Origin of the sequence: Undibacterium sp. (assembly GCF_030683615.1) — a bacterium.
In the GTDB taxonomy this organism is placed as follows: domain Bacteria; phylum Pseudomonadota; class Gammaproteobacteria; order Burkholderiales; family Burkholderiaceae_D; genus Undibacterium; species Undibacterium umbellatum.
In genome coordinates this window covers 52,125-71,952 of sequence record NZ_JAUXQE010000017.1, presented here as the reverse complement: position 1 = coordinate 71,952, position 19,828 = coordinate 52,125, and the positions used below count along the sequence as shown (strand labels likewise).

Annotated in this window: 18 protein-coding genes; 7 read left to right on the top strand and 11 right to left on the bottom strand. The window is 53.1% G+C overall.

The window, feature by feature from the left end; translation table 11 throughout:
• Positions 1–283: 283 nt before the first annotated feature.
• Positions 284–1,159 (bottom strand): hypothetical protein, encoded by an 876-nt coding sequence (locus Q8K39_RS08610; RefSeq protein ID WP_305259469.1) that lies wholly within the window; start codon positions 1,157–1,159, stop codon positions 284–286.
• Positions 1,160–1,333: 174 nt separating this feature from the next.
• Positions 1,334–1,927: a hypothetical protein gene (locus tag Q8K39_RS08605; protein ID WP_186956030.1), complete on the bottom strand. Its 594-nt coding sequence runs from the start codon at positions 1,925–1,927 to the stop codon at positions 1,334–1,336.
• Between the two features lie 141 nt (positions 1,928–2,068).
• Between Q8K39_RS08605 and Q8K39_RS08600 the strand changes: the two genes are divergently transcribed.
• Positions 2,069–2,803 carry a metallophosphoesterase gene (locus Q8K39_RS08600; protein WP_305259467.1) on the top strand — a complete coding sequence of 245 codons (735 nt, stop codon included), beginning with the start codon at positions 2,069–2,071 and terminating at the stop codon, positions 2,801–2,803.
• A 9-nt stretch (positions 2,804–2,812) separates the two neighbouring features.
• On the opposite strand, the gene Q8K39_RS08595 is transcribed toward Q8K39_RS08600, so the two are convergent.
• The gene (locus Q8K39_RS08595) at positions 2,813–3,739 is read right to left on the bottom strand and encodes a DMT family transporter (protein WP_305259465.1); all 927 of its coding nucleotides are present in this window, start codon (positions 3,737–3,739) and stop codon (positions 2,813–2,815) included.
• Positions 3,740–3,835: 96 nt separating this feature from the next.
• On the opposite strand from Q8K39_RS08595, the gene Q8K39_RS08590 reads away from it, so the two are divergent.
• Positions 3,836–4,702 carry a LysR family transcriptional regulator gene (locus tag Q8K39_RS08590; protein ID WP_186956034.1) on the top strand — a complete coding sequence of 289 codons (867 nt, stop codon included), beginning with the start codon at positions 3,836–3,838 and terminating at the stop codon, positions 4,700–4,702.
• A gap of 6 nt (positions 4,703–4,708) precedes the next feature.
• Here the strand turns inward: Q8K39_RS08590 and Q8K39_RS08585 are convergent, their stop codons facing one another.
• Positions 4,709–5,098, bottom strand: a complete 390-nt coding sequence (locus Q8K39_RS08585) for a nuclear transport factor 2 family protein (RefSeq protein WP_305259463.1) — start codon at positions 5,096–5,098, stop codon at positions 4,709–4,711.
• 84 nt (positions 5,099–5,182) lie between these two features.
• Positions 5,183–6,046, bottom strand: a complete 864-nt coding sequence (locus Q8K39_RS08580; protein ID WP_305259462.1) for an MBL fold metallo-hydrolase — start codon at positions 6,044–6,046, stop codon at positions 5,183–5,185.
• A 144-nt stretch (positions 6,047–6,190) separates the two neighbouring features.
• Here Q8K39_RS08580 and Q8K39_RS08575 point away from each other — a divergent pair, with 144 nt between their 5' ends.
• Positions 6,191–7,084 (top strand): LysR family transcriptional regulator, encoded by an 894-nt coding sequence (locus Q8K39_RS08575; protein ID WP_370868583.1) that lies wholly within the window; start codon positions 6,191–6,193, stop codon positions 7,082–7,084.
• Between the two features lie 42 nt (positions 7,085–7,126).
• Here Q8K39_RS08575 and Q8K39_RS08570 read toward each other — a convergent pair whose 3' ends face one another.
• Together Q8K39_RS08570 and Q8K39_RS08565 are read right to left on the bottom strand one after the other, a co-directional pair.
• Positions 7,127–7,348 carry a 4-oxalocrotonate tautomerase family protein gene (locus tag Q8K39_RS08570; RefSeq protein ID WP_186956042.1) on the bottom strand — a complete coding sequence of 74 codons (222 nt, stop codon included), beginning with the start codon at positions 7,346–7,348 and terminating at the stop codon, positions 7,127–7,129.
• Positions 7,349–7,369: 21 nt separating this feature from the next.
• Positions 7,370–8,110 (bottom strand): SDR family oxidoreductase, encoded by a 741-nt coding sequence (locus Q8K39_RS08565; RefSeq protein WP_305259460.1) that lies wholly within the window; start codon positions 8,108–8,110, stop codon positions 7,370–7,372.
• Between the two features lie 122 nt (positions 8,111–8,232).
• Between Q8K39_RS08565 and Q8K39_RS08560 the strand changes: the two genes are divergently transcribed.
• Together Q8K39_RS08560 and Q8K39_RS08555 are read left to right on the top strand one after the other, a co-directional pair.
• A complete protein-coding gene (locus Q8K39_RS08560; RefSeq protein WP_305259458.1) occupies positions 8,233–9,165 on the top strand; it encodes a LysR family transcriptional regulator in 933 nt (310 codons plus the stop codon).
• Positions 9,165–9,926, top strand: coding sequence for a hypothetical protein (locus tag Q8K39_RS08555; protein ID WP_305259457.1), 762 nt, complete (start codon positions 9,165–9,167; stop codon positions 9,924–9,926). Before Q8K39_RS08560 ends, Q8K39_RS08555 begins: the two co-directional genes overlap by 1 nt.
• A 204-nt stretch (positions 9,927–10,130) precedes the next feature.
• Here Q8K39_RS08555 and Q8K39_RS08550 read toward each other — a convergent pair whose 3' ends face one another.
• On the bottom strand, positions 10,131–10,484 hold the full coding sequence (locus tag Q8K39_RS08550) for a DUF1428 domain-containing protein (RefSeq protein ID WP_186956047.1): 354 nt from the start codon (positions 10,482–10,484) through the stop codon (positions 10,131–10,133).
• Positions 10,485–10,965: 481 nt separating this feature from the next.
• On the opposite strand from Q8K39_RS08550, the gene Q8K39_RS08545 reads away from it, so the two are divergent.
• Entirely contained in the window at positions 10,966–11,730 is a 765-nt protein-coding gene (locus Q8K39_RS08545; protein ID WP_305259453.1) for a creatininase family protein, read from the top strand.
• A gap of 195 nt (positions 11,731–11,925) precedes the next feature.
• Complete coding sequence (locus Q8K39_RS08540; protein WP_186956049.1) at positions 11,926–12,396, top strand: cache domain-containing protein; 471 nt, start codon at positions 11,926–11,928, stop codon at positions 12,394–12,396.
• Positions 12,397–12,444: 48 nt separating this feature from the next.
• On the opposite strand, the gene Q8K39_RS08535 is transcribed toward Q8K39_RS08540, so the two are convergent.
• The 3 genes from Q8K39_RS08535 to Q8K39_RS08525 form a co-directional block, all read right to left on the bottom strand.
• On the bottom strand, positions 12,445–14,379 hold the full coding sequence (locus Q8K39_RS08535) for a reverse transcriptase family protein (protein WP_305259451.1): 1,935 nt from the start codon (positions 14,377–14,379) through the stop codon (positions 12,445–12,447).
• Between the two features lie 379 nt (positions 14,380–14,758).
• Positions 14,759–16,414 (bottom strand): SWIM zinc finger family protein, encoded by a 1,656-nt coding sequence (locus Q8K39_RS08530; protein WP_305259450.1) that lies wholly within the window; start codon positions 16,412–16,414, stop codon positions 14,759–14,761.
• A complete protein-coding gene (locus Q8K39_RS08525; RefSeq protein ID WP_305259449.1) occupies positions 16,411–19,710 on the bottom strand; it encodes a hypothetical protein in 3,300 nt (1,099 codons plus the stop codon). The genes Q8K39_RS08530 and Q8K39_RS08525 overlap by 4 nt, the downstream gene beginning before the upstream one ends.
• Between the last annotated feature and the right edge of the window lie 118 nt (positions 19,711–19,828).

Genomic DNA, 19,828 nt, shown 5'->3' with positions numbered 1-19,828 from the left:
ATAAATAGGATGAGTGCGAACAAGACGATTTGGGATGCAGTGCAAGACGTGACGCGCAGCTAAGGCGTCCGCCTTTGCAAGCGGCACAACGCTGCAATGCGCCCAAATCGTCAGTTCCCGAAGGGTTTGCCTCATAACGCGTGCTGGACTGTGTTGGACTCGTTGTCAATAGGCAAAGCTATTGACTGCCTCGTCCGCCTTGCCAGCCCACGTTATGAGGCAAACGCATCTCACCCTATTTATGAAATGAGTTCTAGTATCTATAAGGTAAATGCGCCAGGAATCACATAAATATCGCCTGCCAGCCAGCCGCTGGCATGATCAGATTATCTTTGGCATTGGCCACATCTTTGGCGACAAATTTGGCGCAGTGGACTTTGTTCTTGAGAGGGTCGGTTCCATCACTGTTGGCGGACAGTTGCTGCTCTTCACTGCCTTTGACGAGCACAGTCTGGTTTTGCCCTGCGTAGCAAATACCTATGCTATTCACTGAAGGCATGAACAGGCGCAAATACCAGGGCACCAGTTCTTTGATGGCCAATTGTGCAGCGTCGATACTCTCGCTGATGTCGGCATATTTGAAGACATCCTTGGGTAACTTGGGCACCAGCAGGACATGAGCCTCCATCGAGCCTTTTTTCTGGTTGGTGACAAATTCAGCACCCTCGGCATAGGCTACCGGGTCCAGAGGTACGGTAATGTAACCTGTTGGTGAGATGTCCAGTTTTTTTCGCGTTTCTTTACTGTCGAGGTAAATATCCAGATTGGGGATAGGCGCATGGGTCTTGTTTGAGATGACGCGGATCAGAATTTCCACCTTGTCCTTGCTGGCCGCCCTTACTTTGGAAATCAGCTCATAGGCGGTTTTATAAGGCAGGATGGCCGGGTCTCTGACGGCTTTGACTTCGACGCTGGGCAGTTCGTCAGTGGCCTCTGCGGCACTGGCCGAACTCGCCGAATTTGCCGAATTTGCTGAGCTGGCAGCAACTGCATTGGTATGGGCATTGCCCTGTGCCTGAGATGGGCTGATCATGACCAGCGACGCTAGCATCAACGCGAGCATGGCGGCATAAGGGGTGGGGGTAGTAACAACAGCACGCATGGAGAACCTGTCCTTGAATTTGATCCTGCTGACCAGGGATGTACCAGCCCTGCCCATCAGTAACTACCTGCGGCCAGCAAAGAATGATGCTGGCAGACACAAGCAAAACACGAGTTCAAAGTGTCCCCCACTTTTGCGTCTGGGTGCTATATTTTTGAACAAAGCATCATGATGCTATACCAAAGGTATTGAAAAGCAGAACCAAATTCAGGTTATTTTGCCTGCAAGCATTTATTTAATCTCGACAGCCTCTACCCGTATCAGTTCACAGGCACCGGCCCCTGTGTCTTCCCTGGTCAGGGAAGAGCGCCAGCGCCAGCCATCGGCTGCTTTGGCCTCGACGAGTTGGCCCTTGATCCTGACGACCTGACCTACGCGAACCTCTTTCAAGGCTTTTTCCACCGCTGAGGTAGTGGGGATCAAATGCATATTTGCGCTATGACTAGCAATTTCAGAGGCTGGGCGGGGTGGTTCTTTTTCCCATCGATAAAAATAGAAGCGGTTGCTCTGCCCTATCGATAGTTTGTCCAGCACGGCAGTATCTGACATGGCCCCCCATCCCAGCGCCAGGTCAACCGGGGCAAGTTGGGCTTCGCGGTCAGAAGAATACGTCTGCTTCGAGAGTACCCTTGCTTCGACGGTAAAGTCTGCCAGGGCTGTCAGATTGTAATTGTTTTGTTCATAGACCGTGCCCTTGCTAAGCATGGTTTGGACAGGATCATTGGGGGCAATGCTGCCAGGCGGCACCGGCAAGGGCCGGTTGCGCCAGTGCTGGACTGCGAAGATCAGGATGATTGCGGCCAGTAGCCATTTCCAAAAGGACATAGGGATCTAGACCTGTGTATTTGCACAAGATTTCACAAAATATTTAAGACTTGCATCTTATTCGAAATTGTTTCTCAGGTATATTGTCTGCATCACAACTCAAGCAACGCTGCATATCATGCACCGGACTACACATGTACCATGAAGCAAGAGATTTATTTCTGCGGTGACACCCATGGCAATTTCCAGCATGTGATTGATGCCGTGCTGGAGAAGCGCCCTGCTGCCATCGTGTTTCTGGGCGATTTACAAGCCAGACAGCCCCTGGAAGTGGAACTGGCCATCATCATGGACCTGACCGAGGTCTGGTATATCCATGGCAACCATGACACCGATACCGATGCCGATTTCGATCATTTGTTTGGATCGGCACTCGCACATCGTAACCTGCATGGACGTGTTGCCGAGATTGCCGGGTACAAGGTCGCCGGTCTCGGTGGGGTGTTTCGCGGTCATATCTGGATGCCACCAGGAGCCAAGAATTTTCACACGCCCAGGGAATACACTGTCAAGGCCGGGAAAGACAACCGCTGGCGCGAAGGCTTGCCACGCAAGCATTACAGCTCCATCTTCCCTACCGATTACAACTACCTGGCCAGCCAGCGTGCCGACATCCTGGTGACCCACGAGGCCCCGAGCGCCCACCCGCATGGTTTTAGTGTGATTGATGAGCTGGCACGCAGCATGCGCGTGACCCGCAGCTTCCACGGCCACCATCATGACCGCATCGATTACAGCAACCACCAGGATCGCCTGGGATTCAGGGCCCATGGAGTCGGTCTGTGCGGGATCAGCGATATCAACGGCGATGTCGTGGTGGCAGGCAAACACGATCATGAAGTGCCGTGGGCAGTATTGAACCGGCGCAGGCCATGAGAAGCAGCCTTACTTCATAGACTGCCCTGCTATCCTGAGTTTACCGCGTCGCCATGACCAGTTAAGGTTGACGCCCAGGCTGGCCAGTACGATCAATACCAGACCCGCCATTTGCAGCAGGCTGATGCGCTGTCCATACACCAGATAATCCACCCCCACCGCCATCGCCGGATAGATAAAGGTCAGCACCGCAATGGCGCTGGTTGGCATGTTGGGTAGTGCGCCGTAGATCAACACATACGCCAAGGCAGTAGGCAGGAGGCCCAGACCAAGCAGCCAGGCCCATTGCTGCATCTTGATGCCGTCGACCGGAAGAGTAATCAAACTCGCCAGCAAAATCAGACCAACCAGGCAATGGATCAACGCGATCAGATGCGGCGGCATATTGCGCATGGCGCGTGTGGTCAGGGTGACGCCAGCGTAAGCGCATGCACCTGTCAGCGTCAGCAGCAAGCCCGTCAGGTATTGTCCACTCATCTGCACACCACTCACTTGCAAGCCACAGGCCAGCACCAACCCGGCAAAACCCAGACATATCCAGGCCAGCTTATTGGTGGCGATTTTTTCACGGAATAACACAGCCCCCAGCAACAAGACAATAAATGGCTGTACATGAAAGACAATGGTGGCGACAGAAATGCCTATACGCTGTATGGCTGCAAAAAAAGTCACCCAGTTCACCACCATGAGCACACCGCCAAACACCGCCAGCCCCAGGTTCTTGCGCGATAAATTGGCGGCGATGAACATGCCTTTATAAGCGCAATACAGCGCCAGCGCGATGGCGGCGAACAGGCAGCGAAAGAATACCGTGGTCACCGCATCGAGGCCTGCTTCATGAATGAAGATACCCAAAGTCGCCAGCATCAGCATGGCGGCGATGTAAGCCAGGGTGGCCTTACGGTTGTATGGAATGATGGCCGTTGGCGCAGACATGTTTTGCTCTCTGAATGACTATTGCGCTATCATGGATTTTACCCATGCATCAGACAAGCTGATTAAATTGAACTCATACTTTCGAAAAGCTGAATCATGAATTTCCCGGAACTCAACCTCAGCCAGTTGCGTACCTTTGTGCTGGCCGCCGAACGCCTGAGCTTTGTCAGTGCAGCAGAAGCCGTGCACAGGTCACAGGCCGCTGTCAGCATGCAGATCAGCAAACTCGAAGCCAGCCTTGGCCAGCCCCTGTTTGAAAGACACACCCGGCGTATCGCCCTGACGCTGGCCGGTGAAACCCTATTGCCTTATGCACGCCAGCTTTTGCAGACAGAACAGGCGGCACTGAATGCCTTGCGCACGCAACAAGTGGTGGGCAAGGTGGTACTGGGTTCACCCGACGATTATGTATCCTCGTTATTGCCCGCCGTGCTGGAGAGGTTTTCAAAAAGATTCACTGGCGTAGAAATAGAACTGGTGTGCCTGCAGAGTGTATTGCTGAAACCCTTGCTGAAGAAAGGTGTGATCGACCTGGCTTTTGTCACACGGGATGAAGATCTGGATGGTGCCTTCATACGCCGTGAACCCATGGTCTGGGTAGGTGCAGAAAAACACGCTGTCTGGAAAAAAAGTCCGTTGCCGGTCGCACTGTATGAAAAGGGCTGCGTCGCCCGCGCCCATACCCTGGCCGCACTGGATAAAAGTCGCCTGCCTTATTACTCCACCTACAGCAGCCCCAGCCTGCTGGGCATACTGGCGATGGTCGAAGCAGGCCTGGCGATTGCTGCACTGGCAGAATGCAGCGCCCCTGCCCATCTGGTGCGGCTAGGGAAGGCAGAAGGGCTGAAACCGATAGCACCGCTGGACATAGTGCTCATCAAGGGGAGGAAAAACAATTCGCCAGCGGCTGAGTGCCTGGCGAATGAGATCATGCAGGGGTTGAGTGAGCGGCGTGGGGCGTAGTGCGAACTAGTTGATTGCGTCAACAACGCTGTGGCTATCAACAAATTGCTCGAAGCGGATGATCTTGTCGTCCTTTAATTGCCATAGATGGGCGACTCTGGCTGTGAAGTGTTTCTGGCTTGCCTTGTGGGTGCCGCTATAAGTGCCATAGGCCACCACCTTGTCACCGCTGGCGACGTAATCTTCTACGGTAAATTTGTAGTCCAGCCATTCTGTGGCGAGACGGTAGAAGACATTCTTTTGTATGTTAGCAAAGCCAATATAAGTACCAGCATAGGGAAAACCTTTCGCCTCTGTCCAACTGGTGTCTGTCGCCAGATAGCGCTGGAGGTTCTTGCCGTTTTCTTCCGAGGTCTTGCCTTCGTATGTACTTTTGATGATATCGAGGTTGCTCATATTTTTTACGCTTCGCAGGTAACAACATGGCGAACCATCGTTCGCCGTGTTTGATAACGTTCTAGTGAATTAACTGACCCAGACTCACCACTTCATCTCACCTTTATTCACCTTGGCACCGATATCCAGAGACAAACCTGGTGGCGCATCAGGGTAAGCTTTTTTCATGGCATCAATCAGCTCGGCACCAGTCTTGGTCGCCGCTGCATTTTTTTCAAACGACAGCAGATAAGCCTTGGTATAAGTGATGGCGCTGATGTCAACGGCGGTGCCGGATTTCATGTGGCCGGGTACGACAATTTTTGGTTGCAGGGCGGCCATTTCATCCAACTGAGCTACCCAGGCGCTGCGTTCTGCCACGGTCTGGGTATCTGCTGTCCATACATGCAGGTTGCCAAAAACGCCGATGTTGCCGACGATGGCTTTGATGGAAGGTATCCAGAAATAAGGACGGTGTGCCAGCAAACCCTGGTTGCCACGCAATTCGACCACCTGGCCATCCACGGTCAGACTATTGCCGTTCAAGGCTTTTGGCAGGACGGGTGTACGTGGTGCATTCGCGCCCATTTTAGGGCCCCAGAAGGCAACTTTGCCTGCGACTTTGGCGGTCAGTTTTTCCAGCACGGCGGGTGTTGCGACAACATCGGCTTGTGGAAAGATTTCTTTGAGGGTTTCTACGCCAAAGTAATAATCAGGGTCGGCCTGGCTGACGAGTATGGTTTTGAGTTGTTTACCGCTGTCGAGCACATTGGCGGCGATGCGCAGTGCATCTGCACGGGTGAAACCGGCGTCGATGACCATGGCTTCTTTCTCGCCATAGACCAGGGTGGAATTGACATTAAAGCTATTGCCGTCAGCGTTATAGACTTTGACTTGCAAGGGTGTGGCTGCCTCGGCAGAGGCGAAAGTGACGGCGAGGGTAGCAGCTAAGATGGTAGTGCGCAGCATGGTTTGGCTCCAGGTGAGTATACATTGAGTTTCGGGTCATGAACCTTTAGCGATTCAGTGCTTGCAGTGTAATTTCAATTTTCAACCAGATAAACCCGCTAAAATGCACATAACTGTTTCAAAATTCGATCAAATAAGAGGGTAATGATGGACAGATTGACAGCAATGCGGGTGTTTTGCGAGGTGGCGACCAGTGGCAGCTTCAGCGCCACGGCAGACAAGCTGGACATGTCGCGGGCGATGGTAACGCGTTATGTGAGTGAGCTGGAAGGCTGGCTTAATGCCCGCCTGCTGCAAAGAACCACGCGCAGCGTGACGCTGACGGATGCGGGCGAACAATGCCTGCGCCGCAGCCAGCAAATGCTGGCGCTGATGGAAAACATCGAAGAAGAAACCCGCAGCGATGATGCAGAATTGCGCGGGCAATTGCGCCTGACTTGCAGTACCTCATTCGCCTTTGGTCATCTGGCGCGTGTTATCAGCAAGTTCCTTACACTGCATCCCCTGCTGAAGATCGATTTGCATGTGGGTGACGGCACAGTCAACCTGGTGGAGGCGCGTATAGACCTGGCGATACGCATCAGCAGTGAGCCCGACCCGCTGTTGATCGCGCGGCCATTGGCTGTCTGTGATTCGGTATTGGTGGCCGCACCGGCCTATGTGCGGCAGGCTGGTTTGCCTTTACACCCACAAGATTTGCCTGGCCACCGTTGCTTAAGCCATGCCAATTATGGCCGCAATACCTGGCGCTTCATGCGTAGGGATGAGAGCGTGCAAACCGACATCGCCAGCCACTTCAGTGCCAATGATGCGACGGTGTTATTGCAGGCGGTGCTGGCTGGCTCAGGCATCACCCTGCTGCCGACTTACCTGATGGCAGACCATCTGGCCAAGGGTGATTTGCAAATCATCTTGCCGGAATGGACAGCACAGCCCATGACTATCTACGCCCTCTTCCCATCACGCCGCCATTTGTCACCCGCGGTGCGTGCCTTGCTGGATTTTTTGGTGGAAGAATTTGCCGACCGCCCCTGGTAGCCCACTGGATCTACAATGGTTCTACGATGGGTCATGATGGGTCTACTTGAGCGATGTACTACTGATCCCCATCTTCTCCAGGGTCAGAGTTTCATCCGCCCGGCCCCAGCCACCATCGGTCACTTCTTCCACCAGCACCATCGTGTAAGGACGCACGCCTTCGCCAAAATACTCGACGAACATGGCTGTGGTGCGGTGAATGATTTCTTCCTTGCGGGCAGCATCGATGATGCCTTCAGGGAATTTAAAATTTGCAAATGGCATGATTGTTTCCTTAAAAGTAAATTAGGCGAAACCGCCGTTAACACGCAAAACTTGTGAATTAACCCAGGCACCGTCTGGGCCTGCCAGGAAGGCAACAGTAGAGGCAATCTCTGCTGGTGTTCCTATGCGTTCCATGGGGTTCATTTTGGCGATGTTGCTGACCTGCTCGTCGGTCTTACCATGGAAGAACATCTCCGTGCCTACCGGGCCAGGGGCGACAGCATTCACCGTGATTTCGCGCCCGCGCAGCTCATTGGCCAATACATGCACCAAGCCTTCTACCCCCGCCTTGCTGGCAATGTAGGGACCATAAGCAGGAAAGGATTTGGCAATCACGCTGGTGGACAAGGCGATGATGCGCCCGCCTTTCTCTACATGCTGTGCAGCCTGCGCCAGCACCAGGAAGTTACCGCGCAAATTGATGGCGATGAGCTTGTCAAAGGCATCTATATTGCTGACGTTGATGGTCGTCATGGACATGCTGCCTGCGCTATTGACGACCAAGTCTATGCGGCCAAATACTTCTTTGGCTGTGGCAAATAATTGTGCCACGTCTTCCGCCTTGCTCACGTCGCCCTGCACAGCGATCGCCTTCCCACCATTAGCCTGTATGGCACTGACGGTTTCTTGCGCCTTGACGGGATTGCCTGCGTAATTGACAACAACGGCAAAGCCATCCGCCGCCAGACGCAGCGATATGGCCTGACCGATGCCGCGTGAGCCACCAGTGACGATGGCAGTTTTAATCATTTCTTTGTTCATGGTTTTTTCCTTGATTCAGATTACCCAGACAGATGCGTCTGCCTGGAACACACTTTAACCATTCAACCTGACGAGATAAATACTGATAAACTCAGAACACAATTCAAACCAGCTCAACAATCATGGATAAACTGGACACCCTGCAACTTTTTACCCGCATCGTTGAAACCGGCAGTTTTAGCCGGGCGGCGGATATGCTGGACATCCCAAGGGCCAGTGCCACCCATGCCATCAAGCAACTGGAAACGCGCCTGGGCACCCGCCTGCTGGAGCGCACCACGCGTCAGGTACGTACGACGCTGGATGGCCAGGCCTTTTACGAACGTTGCGTGCATATCATCAGTGAGCTTGATGATGCAGAGGCATCCATGCGCCATGTGGCCGCCAACCCGCGTGGGGTGTTGAGGGTGGATATGCATGGCACCCATGCGACGCAAATCGTGCTGCCGCGCATACATGAGTTTCGCGACCGTTATCCGGGCATAGACCTGGTGGTCAGCAGTGGTGACCGCCTGGTCGATCTGGTACGTGAAGGTGTCGACTGCGTGATACGTGGCGGCAACCCGCGAGACTCAACTTTGGTGGCACGCCGCCTGGCGCTGATGCCGCAACTACTGTGCGCCAGCCCGGCTTATCTGGCTAAATTTGGCACGCCACACCATCCGGACGATTTGGTACTGCACCAGGCCGTCAGGTTTTTTTCCAGCACGACCGCGATAGACTATCCCATCGTGTTGACTATCGACGGCCAGATGAAGGAATTTGATGTCGGCGGCTGGATGACAGTCAATGACGCCGAGAACTATGTGACCTGCGCCCTTGCTGGCTGCGGCCTGATACAACTCCCGCGCTTCCATATCGCCGATGCCCTGCGCGATGGCAGCCTGGTTGAGGTGCTGGCCGACTGGCAAAGCCCGCCTCTGCCACTAACCGCGCTTTATCCTTATCGTCGCCAGTTATCACCACGCGTGCGTGTGTTTGTGGATTGGCTGGTGGGTTTGTATGAGGAAAAGTTTGGGATCTTGCCTGTGACAAAGAAAGGAGAAACAAACTGATGAAAATTCGTTTACCAGTCTTGTGGGGCAGGCCTGCTGATGTTGATTGCGGTGTAAAGCAATTAAAACTATCGGAAATCCTGCCAAAGACAGGACAGACCATTAACGTCTATTTTTCTGAAGACGATAGCCCGGTTTATAAAGAAAACCCGCATGTACTGTGGAAGCCACCTCTGACTGAAATGAATGGCTGGTCAGAGCAGCCCAGTGACATTCTGCACAGTCACATCGTCGCTGGTCAGTTGAAATTTCTACGTCAAGTACTGCGAGGTAATGAAGAAGCTACACCACTGGAAAGAATGATAGAGAAAAGCCTGGAATATGAGCTGCTCGTTACTGATGTACAGCCATTTCTCAAGATGTGTGATGCAGTGAAAAATATGTCTCCAGAGCTATGGCAAGAACGCTATGGCAGCAAGACGCTATCTGGCATCTTGCAAGTTCAGAATAATAGAGGGGCTTTGTTTGACTATGTTAATGACACAGAATGGGCAGAAGTATATTGGGCTGGCACAGCAAATGCAGGCAGCTACATTTACCTGATTTTCCAGCACTATGAAGTACATTACGAAGCCCTGCTTCAACAAGAGGAAAATCAATTATTTGTCCACTATTTCAGCCTAGATATGTACTGTCAAACCGAACGATACATCACGCGCAAGAAACTCTCATCAAAGGAAAATGAGGGTATCAAATCATTGATGGCAAGAGCTGTCGCACTCAAGGATAGCTTTGGTGATTACTTGCTTATTGATGTGTAGTTGAGGAGTAGTTCCTCTTGTACGTCATAGTCTCGCTTGGGCCGGGCCTCGCTAGGCTACGTTTCATCAGCCTAGCGAGGCCCGGCCCAACACTGGGCGTTTAAAAGACGTATTCGTTGGCTGAGGCCGAATATTGGGCTGATGAAACGTAGCCCAACGAAAACCCAGCCTAACCAAAGTCCCCTATACCGAATAAATCTTAAATCACAAATCCACCATCACCTCAAAGCCACCGAAAATCATGCGTTTGCCGTCGCAGGGCATGGGATTGTTTTCCTGGCTCAGTCTTGGGTCTGCCATGAGTTTTTCCCAGGCGGCATTGCGCACTTCTTTGGATGGCCAGGTGATCCAGGAAAACACCACGGTTTCATCTTCCTTGCATTGCACGGCCAGCGGGAAGGAAGTCAGCTTGCCGGGTGGCACATCATCCCCCCAGCATTCGACGACGCCGAGTACACCGTATTCCTTGAAAATTGGCGAGGATTTTTCTGAATATTGCTTGTAGGCTTCACGGTTGGCATTGGGGACAGCGAGTACAAATCCATCGACATATTTCATGGTAGAACTCCTCGTCTGATCGAGCGGCTGAAGGAATAAAACGGGTGAATTCAAGGGCCTTACGCAGCGACAAAATGCACAAGCCCACTTGCTGCCGTGGCTGAATTTTAGTCTACCATTCTTGAACAAGCTAATTTTATTTTTTTAGCAGGCCCAATAAATTTTTACGGATTTTTCCTTTAAAAACATCAACTTAATCTTGCACCAGAGCGCTCTGGTACTAGTACTGTAGGTGTACTGTACTTGTACTAAACCAGCACCATACTGATCCGGCTGATTATTGATTCCTGATTCCTGATTCCTGATTATTGATTCCTTAAATCTATATCCCATCGCAAACCCCGCGATAAGGCTTGAGATAAAAAAATTTGGCGATTTTCAAAATTTGCGGCAAGATGATGTCTGCGAATTTTGTCGTCCGTACCAAGCCCACAGCGGACGAATCAGCTGCATCTGCCAACCCCGATTTGAAAGTAACCCAATGCGTCTCGCCTACTCCACCTGGCCCGAAATCACGGCTTTTTTGAACTCGTCCAAAACCGTCATCATCCCCATAGGCTCGAATGAGCAACACGGCCCCATGGGTTTGCTGGGTACGGACTGGATGTGCCCGGAGATCATCGCCACCGCTGCCGAAAAAGCCGCCCAGCAAAACGGCCAGGCCATGATGGTAGCGCCTACCTTCAACATCGGCATGGCACAGCATCACCTGGGCTTTGCAGGGACGATTTCGCTGCGGCCTTCGACTTTCATGGCAGCGATTGAAGACTGGGTTTTGTCGCTGGCGCGCCATGGCTTTGACCACATTTATTTTTTGAACGGTCACGGCGGCAATATCGCCACCATCGAAGCGGCGTTTTCGCAGATTTACTCGCATTACTCGTACAACAACAAAGCCTGCCCGCTGACGCTGAAACTGAAAAACTGGTGGGACTTGCCTGGCGTTGCCCCGCTGTGCCATGAGATGTTTCCGGTAGGTCATGGCATGCATGCGACGCCATCAGAAATCGCGGTCACCTATGCTGCCTACCCGGATCAGGTGCGGCAGGTAGAATTGACACCAAAGATCCCGCCAACTGGCCCGATACTTGATGCCCTCGATTACCGCGCCCGCTTTCCAGATGGTCGCATCGGCGCTGATTCGGGCCTGGCAACGATAGAGTTGGGGCAGCAGATCATCGACACAGCGGTGGCGGGTTTATTGACGGATATCAAGGTATTCAGTGCCGAGCAAAAACCAGCCTGATATCGGTCACCTTTTTTCACAAAGCTGCTGAAAAAAACATCAACATTTCCATGTAGAAATCTGATACTGTTAAACCTGTGGTCACGCAAGAGCGTCAGGCAGGGGCTTTGCAGTGCAATACTTGTCTGCAAACCTGCCCCTGAATCTGCCATTGCTTAGCGTCTTGCCACATAGACAAAACATAATGGAGACAACATGAGACAGTTTTTCAAAAGTATCTTCCTCGCCTTATCCCTATCTCTTCTGGCTCAGGGGTCAGCCTTTGCCAGTGATCGCGCTACCGCACAGGAAGCGACGGAGATGATCAAGAAAGTCGTTGCTTTCTATAAAGCCAATGGCCCTGAAAAAACCTATGCCGCCGTCAATGATCCCAAGGGCCAGTTCATTTACAAGGATTTGTATGTATTTGCTGGAGGGGTCAAACCAGGCGGCGTCACTCTGGCTCACGGCGGCAACCCCAAGTTGCTGGGCAAGCCGTTGGGTGAAATGCGCGATGGTGACGGTAAATTCTTCGTCAAGGAAATCAATGAAGTCGCTGCCAGCAAAGCTGGCAAGGGCTGGGTGGACTATAAATGGCCCAACCCTGTGACCAAGGCACTGGAACAAAAAAGCACTTATGTCGAACGGGTAGACGACGTGTATTTTGCTTGCGGCATCTATAAATAATTGAAGCAAAAATCGCGTGCTGCACATAGTGCAGCACGGCCAGCCAACTCACCTCAATAAAATCACGCTCATCACCAGCATCAACATCACCCACACCAGCTTGCTGCGGCCAGTGATGAGGCTGAGTGCGATCAGGGCGATGCCAAAGGTCAGCGGGTAAATGCTGTTCAGGTTGGCTGAAAATATGATGCATAAAAAAAGCTGGAAGCCAATGCTGAAGAGCTTGCCATAGCGACGGTCATCGATTTTGCTTTGCTCGACTGCGGTATAGTTGCTTGCGTTTTCATTGACACCATTGCGGATGTCGTCTTGCTGCCCGGTCTTGGATAAGGCAGCAGCTTTCTTTTCTTCTTTGGCTGCTTTCTTCACAGCCTTTTTCTCTTCCGCCACTTGCTGCGCTGTTTGCTCCAGCACGGGTGCAGCGGCTTCCTGCGCTTGCCACCAGTCCTGGCCATTTGCTCTTTGCGGTGTTTTGCCGCTGGCGACTTGCTGGCGTAGCGTTGGTCTTGCTGCGCGTGTCACCGACTTTGTTGCTGCATATTGTGCACGCAATGTCTTGATGCGTTGCAGCCAGGGTTGCCCCTTTGCCGGATTGACCATACAGACGTAACGAGCATAACCTTCCAGCGCCGACAGCACATCGGTATTGCCATTCCAGTGATATCCAGCCGGGCCATTTTTTTCTACCTGGTGCAAGGTGGCGCGGAAGCGGTGCAGGGTTTTGGCATCTATTGTCGGGCTATGGTTGACGACGATGCCGGTGACTTCCTGCTTTTGACTGTGGCGCATGATGTGCTGCTTGTCGGGGTGCAGGGTGAAACCTTCATCAGCAATGATCTGTTTAACGCGCCACAGGAGTTTGCCGACTGGTGGACGTTCTTTTTGCTTGCTCGAAAACGTCAGGTCATCGGCATATCGGGTGTACGCGAAACCAAGTTTAGTGGCTGCGGCATGCAGGCGTTTATCGAGAGTGTGGCATAAAATATTCGTGATCATGGGGCTGGATGGCGCCCCCTGTGGCAGGCTGCGCTTCTTACCTGCAACAAAATATTTTTGCGTATCAACGCGTACTTCTTCTGTCGCCTGTTCGGTACACAGCAAACCCAGCAGCGTGGCAATCTGGTCACCATAACCCAGGGATTTGAACACACCTTTGACACGCGGATACTCTATGCTGGGAAAGAAATCTTTTAAGTCGAGATTGATGACCACGGCCTGGCCCACGTGCGGCAAGGCATTGCTGAGTATGGAATGCTGCGGCAAGAAACCATGTGCAGCAGGATGGCACGGCACTTTGGCCAGGATATGATCGAGCACCCAATACTGGCAACGCTTGAGACGTGGCATGGGTGCAGAAATAAAGCGCTGGCCACCTGTCTTTTTGGGAATCGCAAAACGCTGATAATGGCTGACCTGGCTGACCTTGCGCTGGAAGCTCATGAAGCGCAGTTCGGCTAAAGGGATACCAATTGCAGTTGCCAGGTCCAGAGATTTTTGCAGGGCTGGCAATTGATAACGCGCCAGCTTGTCGGTATTGGTGCTGGTGTAATTCAGACCAGTGGAAACACCCTCTCCCAGATAGCCTATATCGCTCTTGCGCTTTTCTTGCCAGGCCAGTGCCTTGGCATGGCGCAATTGCGCATGCTTTTGTTTGGTCAGCTCACGTTTTTCTTTTGCTGCCACCATGCGCTGCTTGCGCATATCGCGTAGTGCAGCCTTGGGGTCTTGCACGCGGCGCAACTGGGCCGTCAGCTCATTCAACTCTTTACTGAGTTCAGCTTCACGAGTGATGAGCTCATCGGTTGCAGATGGCTTGCCAGTGTCGGCAGGCCAGAAGCCCAGGCGGCGCATCTCTTGCAAGACCACGGCATCTTTGGTGGTCGTGCGCAAGTGGGCATACAATTCATCGCGTGTCATCTGTGACAGCGGTTTGTCAGATGCTGGCTGGGCGGCTGCTTGTGCGGACTGCTGGTGTTGTGTCATGACGCTGGTCTCTGTTTTCTTTTTGCAGGCTGATGCAATCAGCATGCAAAAGAATTCACGTTTTCCGAATAAAACAAAACGGTGAGCCAGACAAAGAAGAAAAACGGCAGGAAGCTCATCGAAGAGCCTTCAGACTGAGAGGCTCCACTCGACGCCGGAAACGACTACCGGCGTAATGGGGTTCACGGAATCCACATCGTCATTGCGCCGGTAGTCGTTTCCGGCACAGTGAAGAGAAACTCAGTGATGCATAGCTAAGCAAAAAACATGGATGGCGAAACACCATCCGGATTGCAAGAGCCTTCCTGCCTGCCTAAATTCTACTGTCCGGTTCACCTCCTGTAAACAACTACGATGTAAAAACTTGTAATACACAAGCTCACTTACTATTTGCCACCTGACGTATGGCCAGCATATGTTCGCAAGGCCCTCGGAACATGCGGTTGCGCACGAAATAATCGCAACTGCAATTGCCTTCGACCAGTCTGTCATCATTGTCCAGCCTGATCATGGTCTTGCTGAGTTTCTTGGTGTTGGTGATGCTGGTGCTGACGCTGGCTTTCCATTCAATACCACCGCCGGTAGTGCGGGCAGACTGCAAATCGAGCAAGAGATTTTTATGTACGAGTTGCGCAGCCAGAGCTTCACGTTCGCTGGCGAAGCGCAGGCTGGCAACGTTGATGGGTTCGCGCACCAGATCGCGCCAGCGGGCTACCTGATCCACCGCGTCATACACAACGCGACCCGCTTGCATGAGACCTGTCAGGGCAGATGCCACCAGCTTGCTGTCGAGTTGCAATTGCTGCGCCAGGCTGGCAGTGCTGGCTGACCATTGCGAGGACAAGGCATGCGCCACGGCTTGCGCAGTCGCATCATCGACATCCAGACGCGGTGCCAGCAAATCAAACTGCCCTGCGCGTGACCAGTCATTGGCTGTCCAGCCAGACAAGCCCAGTGTGTAATCCATGTCAGGCAAATGGGCTATCCAGAAGCTCGGCAAGCCTGTGCCCATGAGCATGACGCTGAACTTGTCGGCAACAGCAATCAGCCTCTCCAGTGTCAGCAAGCGGCGGCGGCCCCATATCCTGACTTCTGCCGCCTCTTTTCCAGTGAACACAGAACGCTGGCAAACGAGTTTGATACCCCAGGGTTCAAACAGCATGGTGATGGGTTGCCCCGGCTCTAGGATGAAGCGTATCGAGCGCGGCCCAACTCGCTCCGTCTTGCGGCGCAGGATATGGCAGATGCTGTGCACATCCATGGGATGCAAGTCCAGCTTGTGGGCAGGCAGCGACATGGCAGTGCTGACTTGCAGGAAGCCACGCATCCAGCTGTCAGGCAAGTCTATTTTGGCTTCATGGTATTGCTCGTCATGACCGGTCTGGACCTGGAAACCGTCTGCCTGGATCTCAAAACGGGTTTCTTTGTAGGCGCGTATCTTTTGAAACTCATCATACAGGGCAGATGAATAATCGATATTGGTGGTGCCGCAGGCAAATTCACCCAGATGCTTGAAGACATTGTGGCGGCAACTCAGGCTGGCATAGGTCGACTCATCGCGGCTAAAGCATTCAAAGAAAACCTTGTCAGGGTGCACCGTGATGACAGGGTCAAGCACGATCCACATATCGCGGTTTTCTTTGTACAGGTAATCAAAATATTCACGCTGTGCCTTGTAGAAAGGCTTGATTACTTCTGCTTTTTTATTTTGTACCTTGGTCAGTTCTGCGCGCACAGGGGCGATTTTTTCACGCAAGTCTTTTTCCTGCGCCATGAAGTCTGCCAGCAGGCTGGCTTCATTCTCAGCCAGCCAGGCGAAGTAGGCTGTCCTGTCCTTGGGTTGGGTACGCAGATCAGACACCACCACGTCGTGCATGGCGCTGATGGCTTCGCGGTAAGCCAGCGCCAGCGTGGGTTGCAGGGTAGCAGCGAAATAAGTGGGCTTGCGCAGGGTATCCGGTGCGAACTGCATGCTGGTGGCAGTGGCACTGTCATTTACCTGGCTACTGCCAAAATAGCGGTATTCAAACTTCATACAGACTCCGCAGAAATAGTGGCTGCATCCTTGTGCAACCTTGGTGCAACAAGCTGCATCGGCCAGTCACTTGAATCAGCCAGGGCCGGATACGCGGCCTGTAATTGTGTCAGGCCCAGGATGTACTGCGCCTTGTCCTGTATCGCCACGGTCAGTACCTGGCGGGTAAAAATCCTGGCAACAAATTGCGCATGACCAGCAGATAGCAAGCCCTGCTCCTGCAAGAAACGGATCACGCGGTTCTTGACGGTGCGCGCCTTGTTCACATGCGACAAGACACTGAGGAAATAAGGCTGTAATTGCTGAAGATGCTGCAGCGCCAGCAGCTTGTCAGCATACGCCTGCACACTTTGTTCCAGCCACTGGCTGACAAATAACTGCATGCTAGCCGATGGATGCTGGCTGAGGCTCAATACATATTCTGCCGCATCTTCCATCCTGAAATGGCGGGTGATCAATTGCCTGCCCAGTCTTTGTACCGCAGCTTGCGAGTGGTCGCACAGGGCCAGCAGCTGGCTCAGCGACCATTCATCTGCACTAATATGCTTGGTGAAATACTCAACTGCAAAGCTGCGGGTTTCTGGCCAGCGGGTATCAAGTATGCGTAAAGCATCATTGAGATGCTGACGCACTTCTGGCAGGTACTGAGTAAAATGATGTTGTGCTTGCAGCCTGACCTGCAAGACCGCATGCTTGCCCAGCGTGGCCCATTGCAAGATGCTAAGACTGGCAGCCAGTGCGCCCTGCTCTTGCTTCAGTAACATGGCACCCAGTTCCTGCGCGCCTTTGCTGCGGGCTTGCAACAAGCGCCATTGCACATCGACTGGCAGCGCCAGCGCGGCTGCCCGCAAAGGGCCAGCGCACCAGTTGATGATGTCGGCATGCACACTGTCTTCGCCATCGGCATTGTCGCTGCGGAAAATCACGTCGATGAAGTGGGCCAATAGCTTGTCAGAAAACTCAGGATAGACAGCAAGCTGGCTGATCACAGGCGTCATGGCAGCGCGCACACGCGCATCCAGCGCTGTTGCCAGGGTGGCCACCAGATCGGGCTGCTGAAGCAATACGTCGGCTGGCAAGGCAGCAAACAAGCGGCAGCCCAGGCTTTGCCTGCCTGCATCCGCATCTTGCAACAGATCGCGCAGTGTCAGTGGGGAGACATGGGCGATGCCCGCAGGGTGAGCCAGCAAGATATCGGTTGCCAGGGCCTGTTGCCAATAATGCGTAGATTTGAGCAAATCGCACCAGACGGCAATGTCATGGTCAGGCAATTGTGCCACCTGCTCTGACAGCACATTCTGGATCAGCCATTGCAGGTCATCGCGCGCAGCATCTGCCTGGTTCGATGGCACTGTCGCCATTCTTGCCCATATGGACAGACGGCTCAGGATGATTTGTCGTGTCGCAACTGTCGCACTATGCGCCAGCAAGCGGCAAGTTTCGCGCACGCCTTGTGACGGGCTGGTGATCATTGCCACGATCAAACCAGGCTCTTGCGCATACAGTTCTGGCGTCTTGCGGATAAAGCCCAGCGCGAAGTCAGCGGCAGGCTGATAATCCGTTGCCAACAAAATCATCAGCCAGTTGAGGTCCGGGGTTTGATGTGCGAAGCGTTGCCGGATAGCTGCAAAAGCAAATTCCTGCGTCGGCAGATAGGCACTTTGCAGCAGCTCTTGCAATTGCTCAGCACTTAATTGCAGGCAAAAGTCCTGGTTGTCTATCAGGGCGCGGGCAGCAAACACATGCACCCCATGGCAAAGGCTGTGTTGCAGCAGGTAGAGCAATTTTTCTGGTGCAGCATCCCATAGTTGCGGGAAAGCTTCCTGTCGTTTTGTGCGTGCCGGATAAGCCAGGTCTTCGGTCATCGCTGGCATCCACCATTTGAGTGCGGTACGGCTGGTTTTGACATCGCTGTCATGCTGATGGACTAGCTGGTTGAAAACCATCCAGCTGGCATACGGGCTCAAATAGCGCAGCTCAGTTTCATACGACCGCGTCAGGCGATTCCATTCCACCAGCCTTTGTACCTGTGCCTTGCCCGCATGTGCATCATCACAGGCCAGCAATACGCCTGTCGCCATACTGACAAAATCGGCACTACCCAATTCACCCAGGCGACGCAGGGTGCGCCAGGTGCGACGGCGCAGGTAGTCGCGCGTCAGGCTTGAATAAGCAACTCTGGTGTGGGGCTTTTTTACTTCATCGGCATAGCGGACATAGCGCCTTTCCAGATACACAGAACTGGTATTGGAACTGAGCAAAAACAAAGGCCAGGCTTTTTCAAAGCGCTGGTGCAGGATGCCAAACAGCTCGGCATCAGCACGGAATTCTGCACTCTTGTACAAATGCCGGAAAGCGCGGAAGACCAGCACATTCACTGACAAGTTGTTCAACTGTTGCAGCAGCAAGGGGCGCGCCAACGGCGAGATGCCCGTCTGGGCAATCATGTCAAGTTGCTCAAGCCAGTCATCATGACGCCAGGCTTGCCAGGTTTTTGCGGCGGGCAAGACCAGCAAGACTTCATCCATGCCTGCTTGCAGGCTGGGCGCATTCTCAGCCTTTTTCCAGGCGCTTTGCAAATCTGCTGGCCATAACGCCAGCAAGCCTTGCGCATGGTGCTGCGCTTCTTCTGGTGTCGCCAAAGCCAGCCAGGCTTGCAAGGCCATGTGTTTGACATGGGCGACTTTGGAGCGCTGGCTCAGTTCCTGCATGGCGACTTTTGCGCCAGCATCACCGCAGCGGCCTATGGCATAGGCGATGCAATAATCGAGCATGGCATCGGCGCTCTGCAGCAATTCAATCAGGCGCGGCACCGCTTCCTGCAAGCGGCGTTCACCTATGCGCCAGACAGTGCGCGTGCGCTCTTTGCCCGACATACCTGACCAGGCACGAGGGGGCAAACGGTCCAGCAGGATTTTTTCCTGGCCAGATACCGTTGCTGGTCTGGTGATTTTTTGTGCCAGGGTTTGTGAAGAGTGTCCCCACTGCATGGCGTGACTCGGAGCAGGATTGGGAGCACTGGAGGAATTGGGCGCAGTAGCAGCAGTATCGACAAAGCCTTGTTCCAGCTTGCTGGACAGCACCTGGGCAAACAGGGTTTCTGCCAGGCTGAGCGTGACGGGAAAAGGGGTTTTACTGCTTTCCTGCCATTCGGCATCGGGATGGCCTTCACGCACATTCACCAGATAGACAGGTGCCGCTTCTGTACTTTGCGGTGCCAGTGACAACTCGATCTCGCAATGCCGCTCTGTCGGCTGCATGCGCACCAGCTTCACCAATTTAATCATGCCTTGCATAGCCACGCTCCGGAAAATATCAGCCACCGGAATCGCAAACCTTACTCAGCATTCCCGGCATCATAAAGAAAGGCATTATGACATCGTTTATTTTGGTGGCAATACATACTTACGTTTG

Bases quoted from the DNA above. Each gene is read 5' to 3' on its own strand.
- Q8K39_RS08555 (WP_305259457.1), top strand. From the start codon at position 9,165: ATGAAAATTCGTTTACCAGTCTTGTGGGGCAGGCCTGCTGATGTTGAT.
- Q8K39_RS08600 (WP_305259467.1), top strand. From the start codon at position 2,069: ATGAAGCAAGAGATTTATTTCTGCGGTGACACCCATGGCAATTTCCAG.
- Q8K39_RS08525 (WP_305259449.1), bottom strand. From the start codon at position 19,710: ATGCAAGGCATGATTAAATTGGTGAAGCTGGTGCGCATGCAGCCGACA.
- Q8K39_RS08535 (WP_305259451.1), bottom strand. From the start codon at position 14,379: ATGACACAACACCAGCAGTCCGCACAAGCAGCCGCCCAGCCAGCATCT.
- Q8K39_RS08610 (WP_305259469.1), bottom strand. From the start codon at position 1,159: ATGGGCAGGGCTGGTACATCCCTGGTCAGCAGGATCAAATTCAAGGAC.
- Q8K39_RS08565 (WP_305259460.1), bottom strand. From the start codon at position 8,110: ATGAACAAAGAAATGATTAAAACTGCCATCGTCACTGGTGGCTCACGC.
- Q8K39_RS08590 (WP_186956034.1), top strand. From the start codon at position 3,836: ATGAATTTCCCGGAACTCAACCTCAGCCAGTTGCGTACCTTTGTGCTG.
- Q8K39_RS08560 (WP_305259458.1), top strand. From the start codon at position 8,233: ATGGATAAACTGGACACCCTGCAACTTTTTACCCGCATCGTTGAAACC.
- Q8K39_RS08595 (WP_305259465.1), bottom strand. From the start codon at position 3,739: ATGTCTGCGCCAACGGCCATCATTCCATACAACCGTAAGGCCACCCTG.
- Q8K39_RS08540 (WP_186956049.1), top strand. From the start codon at position 11,926: ATGAGACAGTTTTTCAAAAGTATCTTCCTCGCCTTATCCCTATCTCTT.
- Q8K39_RS08580 (WP_305259462.1), bottom strand. From the start codon at position 6,046: ATGCTGCGCACTACCATCTTAGCTGCTACCCTCGCCGTCACTTTCGCC.
- Q8K39_RS08545 (WP_305259453.1), top strand. From the start codon at position 10,966: ATGCGTCTCGCCTACTCCACCTGGCCCGAAATCACGGCTTTTTTGAAC.
- Q8K39_RS08530 (WP_305259450.1), bottom strand. From the start codon at position 16,414: ATGAAGTTTGAATACCGCTATTTTGGCAGTAGCCAGGTAAATGACAGT.
- Q8K39_RS08575 (WP_370868583.1), top strand. From the start codon at position 6,191: ATGATGGACAGATTGACAGCAATGCGGGTGTTTTGCGAGGTGGCGACC.
- Q8K39_RS08585 (WP_305259463.1), bottom strand. From the start codon at position 5,098: ATGAGCAACCTCGATATCATCAAAAGTACATACGAAGGCAAGACCTCG.
- Q8K39_RS08550 (WP_186956047.1), bottom strand. From the start codon at position 10,484: ATGAAATATGTCGATGGATTTGTACTCGCTGTCCCCAATGCCAACCGT.
- Q8K39_RS08570 (WP_186956042.1), bottom strand. From the start codon at position 7,348: ATGCCATTTGCAAATTTTAAATTCCCTGAAGGCATCATCGATGCTGCC.
- Q8K39_RS08605 (WP_186956030.1), bottom strand. From the start codon at position 1,927: ATGTCCTTTTGGAAATGGCTACTGGCCGCAATCATCCTGATCTTCGCA.